Source organism: Mesorhizobium kowhaii (assembly GCF_003253745.1).
In the GTDB taxonomy this organism is placed as follows: domain Bacteria; phylum Pseudomonadota; class Alphaproteobacteria; order Rhizobiales; family Rhizobiaceae; genus Mesorhizobium; species Mesorhizobium kowhaii.
Genome location: NZ_MZXV01000025.1, coordinates 1 through 10,075 on the forward strand (window position 1 = coordinate 1; position 10,075 = coordinate 10,075).

4 protein-coding genes and 2 pseudogenes are annotated in these 10,075 nt (G+C 59.2%); all 6 read left to right on the plus strand.

Annotated elements, in window-relative coordinates; translation table 11 throughout:
• A pseudogene (locus B5V02_RS10670) lies at window positions 1-226 on the plus strand (calcium-binding protein); the annotation flags it as partial.
• Between the two features lie 392 nt (window positions 227-618).
• Window positions 619-3,246, plus strand: coding sequence for a M10 family metallopeptidase (locus B5V02_RS10675; RefSeq protein WP_167458451.1), 2,628 nt, complete (start codon window positions 619-621; stop codon window positions 3,244-3,246).
• 197 nt (window positions 3,247-3,443) lie between these two features.
• Window positions 3,444-5,537 carry a CAP domain-containing protein gene (locus B5V02_RS10680; protein WP_146606043.1) on the plus strand — a complete coding sequence of 698 codons (2,094 nt, stop codon included), beginning with the start codon at window positions 3,444-3,446 and terminating at the stop codon, window positions 5,535-5,537.
• A 319-nt stretch (window positions 5,538-5,856) separates the two neighbouring features.
• Window positions 5,857-7,986: a beta strand repeat-containing protein gene (locus tag B5V02_RS10685; RefSeq protein ID WP_111544185.1), complete on the plus strand. Its 2,130-nt coding sequence runs from the start codon at window positions 5,857-5,859 to the stop codon at window positions 7,984-7,986.
• A gap of 169 nt (window positions 7,987-8,155) precedes the next feature.
• Entirely contained in the window at window positions 8,156-9,646 is a 1,491-nt protein-coding gene (locus B5V02_RS10690; protein ID WP_111544186.1) for a beta strand repeat-containing protein, read from the plus strand.
• 137 nt (window positions 9,647-9,783) lie between these two features.
• A pseudogene (locus B5V02_RS10695) lies at window positions 9,784-10,075 on the plus strand (type I secretion system permease/ATPase); the annotation flags it as partial.

Genomic DNA, 10,075 nt, shown 5'->3' on the forward strand with positions numbered 1-10,075 from the left:
CAATGCCATCTTCGCAGCGCTTGGCGGCAACGGCACGCTGACGGCCGCACAGTTCGTCAAGAACACAACTGGCCTTGCCGGCGACGGCAACGATCACATCATCTACGAGACCGACACCGGCTGGCTCTACTATGACAGCGACGGCAATGCGGCGGGCAGTTCCACCCACTTCGCCACCCTCGCCGCCAATTTGGCGCTGACCAACGCCGATTTCGTCGTGGTGTGAAGGAAGGCTTTCAGACCGGTTGGAGCGGTTCATCGTTTCACGGAAACGCAGAACCGCTCTTTCTCTTTGTTTGACGCAATTCCCCTAGGGAAAGCGCTATGCGCTTTTCCCGGGAAAACCGTTTCACACTTTTCTGGAATTTCCCCAGGTGTAGCGGACACCGTTGTCGGACGGTGGATACACATTGCTTTGATTTGTCCCGATTTAATCCCCCAATCGCCAACCAACCGGAACACCATCGGCGTCAATCCGGCGCCTTCGAAACTCCACGTTACCGGGCGTAGGATGCAAACCTGCGAACGGTCCTTGCCGCCCGTCAACTTTTTTTCGGGCAATCTATGATCCATATTGTCGCCGGATATATTATCGTCCAACAACCATGGGGGGGCGCGATGACTTTGACAAATGTAACCGTGGCACAGGCTCGGAATGGGCTCGTTGACCAGGACGGTGCGAAGTGGTTCGGCCCGACGATCACTTACTCAATTCCGGGTGCCGGTTCACTCTGGGAGACAGATTATGGGTCGGGAGAGCCCTTCGACGCTCAGTCCGGAGCTTTCAACGGCACCCAGGCGGCGAATTTTCGGGCCGTCTTGTCTCTTTGGGACGCTTTGATCGCGCCTTCGATAACTGAGGTATCGGACACAACCCCCGGGCAAATCCGCGTCGCCTTCACCGACGTCACAGCGCGCCAGGGCTCAAGCACAGCCGCCTATGCCTATGGCCCGCCCTCGCCCGGCTTCACAACAATTGCCGAAAACGGCGACATCTGGGTCGGCGAGAGCTACAAGTCATCCAATTTCACCCAGCATACCTCTGATTTCCAGATTCTCATCCACGAATCCGGGCATTCCCTGGGACTGAAGCACCCCTTCGAGGCGCCGACTGTGCCCGCGGCGTACGACAGCACAACTTACACGGTGATGAGCTACACGTCGGAAGACAATGTCTTCACTTGGTCAGACAGCGGGGGCGGCATCTCTTATAGCGTCGAGGGAACGTCGTCCTTTACGCCAATGGTGCTCGATATCATGGCGATTCAAGATCATTACGGGGCAGATCCGACCACTGCCACCGGCAACACCGTTTATGCTTTTACAGACAGCGACCTGAATGGCAGGCAGGCGATCTACGATGCTGGCGGCACGGATACCGTAGACCTGTCCGCGCTTTCCCGAGGCTCGACCGTCGATTTGCGCCCCGGCGCCTATTCGGACCTCGACTACTACAATGTCGAGGATCAGATTGCTGACCTCACCGCGCAATATGGCTTTGCAGACTTTATTCGAAGCACCCTGACAGATCCGAGCACCCCGGCCTATGAATGGGAGCGAAATCTGGGCCTCGCGTTCTCGACAACAATCGAAAACGTAATCGGCAGCGCACATGCCGATACTGTCATAGGAAATAATGCCGCCAACGTCATCGACGGCCGCATTGGCGCCGACATCATGCAGGGCGGCATCGGCAACGACACCTACTATGTCGACAATGCCGGCGACCATGTCATCGAAGCGAACGGCCAGGGCACCGACAATGTGCAGGCCTATGTCTCCTTCAGCCTCTCCGGCCAGGAACTGGAGAACCTGGCGCTGCGGACCGGCGCCTCGATCAATGGCACCGGCAATTCGATTGCCAACATCATCAATGGCAACAGTGGCAACAACATCATCGACGGCCTTCTCGGCGCCGATACGATGAGTGGCAGCACCGGCAGTGACACCTACTATGTCGACAATGCCGGCGATCATGTCATCGAGGCCAATGGTGGCGGCACCGACAATGTGCAGGCCTACGTCTCCTTCAGCCTCTCTGGTCAGGAGCTGGAGAACCTGGCGCTGCGCAGTGCCGCATCCATCAACGGCACCGGCAACTCGATCGCCAACATCATCACCGGCAACAGCGGCAACAACATCATCAACGGCCTTCTCGGCGCCGATACGATGAGCGGCAGCACCGGCAGCGACACCTACTATGTCGACAATGCCAGCGACCATGTCATCGAGGCTAATGGCGGCGGCACCGACAATGTGCAGAGCTACGTCTCCTTCAACCTCTCCGGCCAGGAGCTGGAGAACCTGGCGCTGAGAGGTGGCGCCTCCATCGATGGCACTGGCAATTCCATTGCCAACATCATCACCGGCAACAGCGGCAACAACATCATCAATGGCCTTCTCGGCGCCGATACGATGAGTGGCAGCACTGGCAGCGACAGCTACTATGTCGACAATGCCGGTGACCATGTCATCGAGGCCAATGGCGGCGGCACCGACAACGTGCAGGCCTATGTCTCCTTCAACCTCTCCGGTCAGGAGCTGGAGAACCTGGCGCTGCGCAGCGGGGCTTCCATCAACGGCACCGGCAACTCGATCGCCAATGTCATCACCGGCAATACCGGCAACAACATCATCGATGGCCTTCTCGGCGCCGATACGATGAGCGGCGCTCAAGGCAATGACACCTACTATGTCGACAATGCCGGCGATCACGTGATCGAAGCGAACGGCCAGGGCACCGACAATGTGCAGGCCTATGTCTCCTTCAACCTCTCCGGTCAGGAGCTGGAGAACCTGGCGCTGCGCAGCGCGGCCTCCATCAACGGCACCGGCAACTCGATCGCCAATGTGATTACCGGTAACAGTGGCAACAACATCATCAACGGCCTCCTCGGCAACGACACGCTGTCCGGCAGCACCGGCAACGACAGCTTCGTCTTCACCACGGCGCTCAACGCCTCGACCAATGTCGACCACATCACCGACTTCTCCGTGGTCGACGACACCCTCCAGGTCGACAATGCCATCTTCGCAGCGCTCGGCGGCAACGGCACGCTGACGGCGGATCAGTTCATCAAGAACACCACCGGTCTTGCCGGCGACGGCAACGATCACATCATCTACGAGACCGACACCGGCTGGCTCTATTATGACAGCGACGGCAGTGCGGCGAGCGGTTCCACCCACTTCGCCACCCTCACCGCCAATTTGGCGCTGACCAACGCCGATTTCGCCGTGGTGTGATCCGCTCGAAAGATAGAGCGCCCCACGCAATCGCAGGCGCCCGATCACGGCGCCTGCGATTGCGTGGGCATGTCTCCTGCGCCGGTGATTCAAGCGTTGAACGGCACCGTTTTTGAGCAGCCTCGCTCCGAGCCAACTGGCGTTTCGGCAGTATTTTGACTAATAATACTCGGACAATACCCAAATGGAGAAAGGCCGTGGCCAATCAGAGTGCTGTCGAGCAGGCAATCCTGGAATTGGTCAATCGAGCGCGGCTCGATCCCGCCGCTGAGGCCGCACGGTACGGCATAAGCCTCAATGAGGGGGTCCCGGCCGACGAGACCATCTCCACAGCGATGAAGCAGCCGCTGGCGATGAACGACACGCTGCTCAGCGTGGCGCGGGCTCATAGCCAGGACATGATCGACAGAGACTACTTCGCGCATGATGAACCGGGCGGGAGCGATCCATTCGAACGGATGACAGCCGCCGGCTATAACTGGGATAGGGCAGGCGAAAACATCGCGTTTCGATCTACTTCCGGCTCCGTCACACCGGCGATGTCTCTCCAGCTTCATCAGGATCTGTTTGTCGATTCGGGCATCACTGGCCGTGGCCACCGCGTCAATTTGATGAATCCGGACTTTCAGGAGATTGGCGTCGGTCAGGCCCAAGGTGTCTTTCAGGGCTCCAATGCGACGATGCTGACCGAAGATTTCGGCCGGCCAGGCGCCAACCACCAGTTTCTCACCGGTGTCGCCTTCAACGACACCGTAACTGCAGACCAGTTCTATTCGATCGGCGAAGGACGCGCTGGCATAACGGTCTCCGTTAGCGGCGGACCGAACACAGCCAGCGGCACCGCCGGCGGCTATTCCGAGGAATTGACGGCCGGTCTCAAAACCATCACGTTTGCCAGCGGCGATCAGGTGACAGCTGCGGTTCTCACCGCGACGATCGCGGCCGGCTTCAACGCCAAGATCGATCTGATGGGCCAGTCGACCATCCGCACGTCGGTATCGATGACAGCGGTGAGCGGCATTTCATCTATCGTCGGGCTTGGCACGAATGCCTTGACGCTGACCGGTGCCGACGGCACCCAAGCCATCTATGGCGCCTCGGGCGGCGACCACCTCGACGGCAAGGCCGGCAATGACACGCTGGATGGCAAGGGTGGCGCCGACACCATGTATGGCGGGGCCGGCAACGACGCCTACTATGTCGACAATGCCGGCGATATCGTCAGTGAAAGCACTGCCGGCGCCAACGGCTCCGATATCGTCAATGGCTATATCTCGATCAACCTCAGCGACGGCAACCACTTCACGGGCAATATCGAGAACGTCGCACTGCGCAGCGCGGCCTCGATCAACGCCACCGGCAACAGCCTGGCCAATGCGCTGAACGGCAATTCGGGCGTCAACACGCTGATCGGCCTGGGCGGTAACGACACGCTGGACGGCAAGGAAGGCGCCGACACCATGCAGGGCGGCATCGGCAACGACACCTACTATGTCGACAATGCCGGGGATCATGTCATTGAGGCCAACGGCCAGGGCGCCGACAATGTTCAGGCCTATGTTAGCTTCAATCTGTCCGGCCAGGAGTTGGAGAGCCTGCAACTGCGCAGCGCCGCGTCCATCAACGGCACCGGTAACTCGATTGCCAACATCATCAATGGCAACAGTGGCAACAACATCATCGACGGCCTTCTCGGTGCCGACACGATGAGCGGCGCGCAAGGCAACGACACCTATTATGTCGACAATGCTGGTGATCACGTGATCGAGCTCAACGGCCAGGGCACCGACAATGTCCAGGCCTACGTCTCCTTCAACCTGTCGGGTCAGGAGCTGGAGAACCTGCAACTGCGCACTGGCGCCTCGATCAACGGCACCGGCAATTCCACCGCCAACATCATCACCGGCAATTCGGGTGCGAATGTCATCAACGGCCTCCTCGGCAACGACACGTTGTCCGGCAGCACCGGCAACGACACCTTCGTCTTCACCACGGCGCTCAATGCCTCCACCAATGTCGACCACATCACCGACTTCTCGGTGGTCGACGACGCCATCCAGGTCGACAATGCGATCTTCGCAGCGCTCGGCGGCAACGGTACGCTGACGGCCGCCCAGTTCATCAAGAACACCACCGGGCTTGCCGGCGACGGCAACGATCACATCATCTATGAGACCGACACTGGCTGGCTCTACTATGACAGCGACGGCAATGCAGCAGGCGGCTCGACCCACTTCGCCACGCTTGCCGCCAACCTCGCGCTAACCAACACGGACTTCGTCGTGGTGTGAGGGAGACCCTGCCGGTCCGCCCGAAGCGAATCGGGAAAACATCTAACTGACCATCAACGCAATAATGCTTTCGAATAACTGCGGTCTGTTTCAAGACATATTACAAAAAAATTTGGGCGACATCTGTCAGATACAAAGCGTACGTAGACCGCATCGCAACACATGATTACGACCCAGACGATCTGGCCAATATTCCTGCAATAAATTTCACGGAGCCGGCGTTTGCGGGGGCAATGTTCAGCGCCAGCCAATTTGGCCCAGGAAAAATCTCAAATTCGGTTGCCATTAACGGACCGCGAATGTCCTGGAGGAAATAACCTTGGCTACAGTCAGCTTTGCCAACAATGATCAGCATTTCGATATTAGCACCGACATAGTCGACTATTCGGGCGGCGCATTGGACATAACAACTTCCAGCGCATGGAGCTGGGTCAGCCCTTTCGGCCATGACAGCGACATCATCGGCGCGGGCTTTACCTACGACGCCGCCCACGTCCCCACCGGCGGCACCGTTACCGAGTTGGTGCTCGACCTGGACAACGACAACAGCCTTGCCGAAGTGCACATTACGGGGCTTTCCTTCAATGCAACACTGCTGGCGCCGCTCGTCAACGGCGGTCTCACGCCAGAGCAGCAGAATGATCTTTACTGGCGGACCTTCCTGTCCGGCAATGACACGGTCGACCTGGGAAACGCCGCTACCCCGGGCAACTTCTTTCTTTCTTTCGCTGGTGACGGCCGTAACGTCGCATCTGGCCAGACGTTTGTCGGCGGCAACGACATCATCACTGGCGACGTAGGCTCTGGTTTCGCCATGGGTGACTTTATGTCGATCAGTGCGGGCGGCTCGGTCTTCGGGGGCGACGATACGATCACCATTACCGGAAACCTCGGCATGGGCGACGCATATGTTGTCGACGGTTTCTTGTCCGGCGGCGACGACAAGCTGTCTGTCAAGACGGGTGGCAGTATCGATACACTGGCTGGCGATGCATACCGAGTCGACCTTGGCGGCACTGTTGTTGGGGGCAATGACACGCTGACGCTATCCGGCGCCGCATATGCCGTGGGCGACATAGTGCAGGTCATCGGAAATCTTGTGGGCGGCAACGACATCATCAATGGCGGTGCCGGCGGCGATCATCTCATTGGTGATGCAATAGCAGTGTTTACCGGCGGCGGGGCACAGGGTGGCGCCGATACGATCCATGGCGGCGGCGGCGCCGACAAGATCTTCGGCGACTGGCAATTTTTGAATGCGGGCGCTGTCGTGATTGGCGGCAATGACCAGCTCTACGGCGATGCCGGCAATGACACTATTTTGGGGGCTGGCGGCAACGACTTCATTGACGGCGGCGCGGATGCCGACACGATGGAAGGTGGCACCGGCAACGACACCTATTGGGTCGACAACGCCAGCGACCAAGTCATCGAGGCCAATGGCGGCGGCACCGACAATGTGCAGAGCACTGTCAGCTTCAATATGGGCGGTCAGGAGATCGAGAGCCTGGCGCTAAGAGGTGCCGCCTCCATCAACGGCACCGGCAATTCCATTGCCAACATCATCACTGGCAACAGTGGCAACAACGTCATCGACGGGCTCGGCGGCGCCGATACCATGAGCGGCGCCCAGGGCAACGACACTTACTGGGTCGACAATGCTGGCGATCACGTGATCGAGCTCAACGGCCAGGGCACTGACAATGTGCAGAGCACTGTCAGCTTCAATCTCTCGGGACAGGAGCTGGAGAACCTGGCGCTTCGCACTGGCGCCTCGATCAACGGCACCGGCAATTCGATCGCCAACACAATCAATGGCAACAGTGGCAACAACATCATCGACGGCCTTCTCGGCGCCGATACGATGAGCGGCAGCACCGGCAACGACACCTATTATGTCGACAATGCCGGCGACCACGTCGTCGAAGCGAACGGCGGCGGCATCGACAATGTGCAGGCCTATGTCTCCTTCAACCTCTCCGGTCAGGAGCTGGAGAACCTGGCGCTGCGGACCGGCGCCTCGATCAATGGCACCGGCAATTCCATTGGCAACACCATCACCGGCAACAGTGGCGCCAACGTCATCAACGGTCTCGGCGGCAACGACACGCTGAGCGGCAGCACCGGCAACGACACCTTCGTCTTCACCACGGCGCTCAATGCCTCGACCAATGTCGACCACATCACCGACTTCTCGGTGGTCGACGACACCATTCAGGTCGATAACGCGATCTTCGCAGCGCTTGGCGCCAACGGCACGCTGACGGCCGCGCAGTTCGTCAAGAACACAACTGGTCTTGCCGGCGATGGCAACGACCACATCATCTACGAGACCGACACCGGCTGGCTCACCTATGACAGCAACGGCAATGCGGCGGGCGGCTCGACCCATTTCGCCAAGCTGGCCGCCAATCTGGCACTCACCAACGCCGACTTCGTCGTGGTGTAAGGTCATACCCGTCCGTCCGAAGCGGACCTGGCCGCCGCCGCCAAAGTCCATCGCAACGATTCCGTCCCGACCCCTCGCTAGCTAACTGCAAGTAAAAACGGTCAGTTGTACTGTTTCAGGAAACCTCGTAAGTATACGGTGGGGTATTAATCTTGGGTGGGAGAACGTCATGGCTGTGGTCAGCGGTGGTACGGTTTTTGGACTGAATTTCGATACGCTGCAGGTGGGAGCACTGCTCGACTACGACTTCGAGGACCCGCAGCCTCTATATGCAAGGTTTTTTGACGACGCGTCGAATTACACGCTCTTTCAGGGCTCTGGATTCACTTATAGCGCCGGCGTCCCTACCGGTGGAACGATCACATCCGTCCGGTATGTGGTGGCTGGCGGCACGGTGCTGCAGATCACGGGCCTGAACGTAGCAGCCGCCGACGTTGTGGGCTTCGTCCTGACCAATGACACGATGGGCCTGCTCGATCTTGCGCTGGGTGGCAATGATACGCTGAACGGAACGCCGCTGCACGACGTGCTCTATGGGTTCGGCGGCGCCGACACCATCAATGGCGGCGCCGGCGCCGACACGATGAGCGGTGGCACCGGCAGCGATACGTATTGGGTCGACAATGCCAGCGATCTTGTGATCGAGGCCAATGGCCAGGGCACCGATACAGTCAACAGCGCGATTTCCTTCAATCTCTCCGGTCAGGAGCTGGAGAACCTGACGCTGAGAGGTGCCGCCTCGATCAATGGCACCGGCAACTCGATCGCCAACATCATCACCGGCAATTCCGGCAACAACATCATCAACGGGCTCGGCGGCATCGACACGATGAGCGGCGCTCAGGGTAGCGACACCTACTACGTCGACAATGCCGGCGACCATGTCATCGAGGCCAACGGCGGCGGCACTGACAATGTCCAGAGCTATGTTTCTTTCAACCTCTCCGGTCAGGAGCTGGAGAATCTGGCGCTGAGAGGTGGCGCCTCGATCAATGGCACCGGCAACTCGATCGCCAACATCATCACCGGCAACAGTGGCAACAACATCATCAATGGCCTTGGCGGCGCCGATACAATGAGCGGCAGCACCGGCAACGACACCTATTATGTCGACAATGCCGGCGACCATGTCATCGAGGTCAACGGCCAGGGCACCGACAATGTCCAGGCCTACGTCTCCTTCAACCTCTCCGGTCAGGAGTTGGAGAACCTGGCGCTGCGCAGCGCGGCCTCGATCAACGGCACCGGCAATTCCATTGCCAATATCATCACCGGCAATTCGGGTGCCAATGTCATCAACGGCCTCCTCGGCAACGACACGCTGTCCGGCAGCACCGGCCATGACAGCTTCGTCTTCACCACGGCGCTGAACGCTTCGACCAATGTCGACCGCATCACCGACTTCTCGGTGGTCGAGGATACAATCCTGGTCGACAATGCGATCTTTGCAGCGCTTGGCGGCAACGGCACGCTGACGGCGGAACAGTTCGTTAAGAACACCACCGGCCTTGCTGGTGACGGCAACGATCACATCATTTATGAAACGGATACCGGCTGGCTCTACTATGACAGCAACGGCAGTGCGGCGGGTGGCTCGACCCATTTCGCCACGCTGGCCGCAAACCTGGCGATGACGAATGCCGATTTCGTCGTAGTCTGAACGTTAAGCGGGGGCACGTGGCAATTCAGATACAGAACCGGGGCGGCTCCCGGACTGCCCCAACGGGCCTCTCCGCGCCCAGCCGCGCGCTAAGGTCGTGCGCCGCAGCACTGTTTTGCGTTGCCGTTTTCTCGGGAATGATCAATCTGCTTGGTCTGACCGGCTCGCTCTACATGCTTCAGGTCTATGATCGCGTCCTGCCTTCGCATAGCATTCCAACCCTGACAGTGCTCTCGATCGCCATGGCGGGTCTTTATATCGCCTATGGTTTGCTTGACCTCCTGCGGCTCAGGCTCCTTGCCCGGATCGGCAGGCGTTTCGACACCAGCCTGCAACCCGCCGTCTTTGCTCTCTCGGTCTCGCTCCCTCTCAGGTCCGGCCAGGAAGGCACACGGCTTCAGCCGATCGGCGATCTCGACCAGATACGCA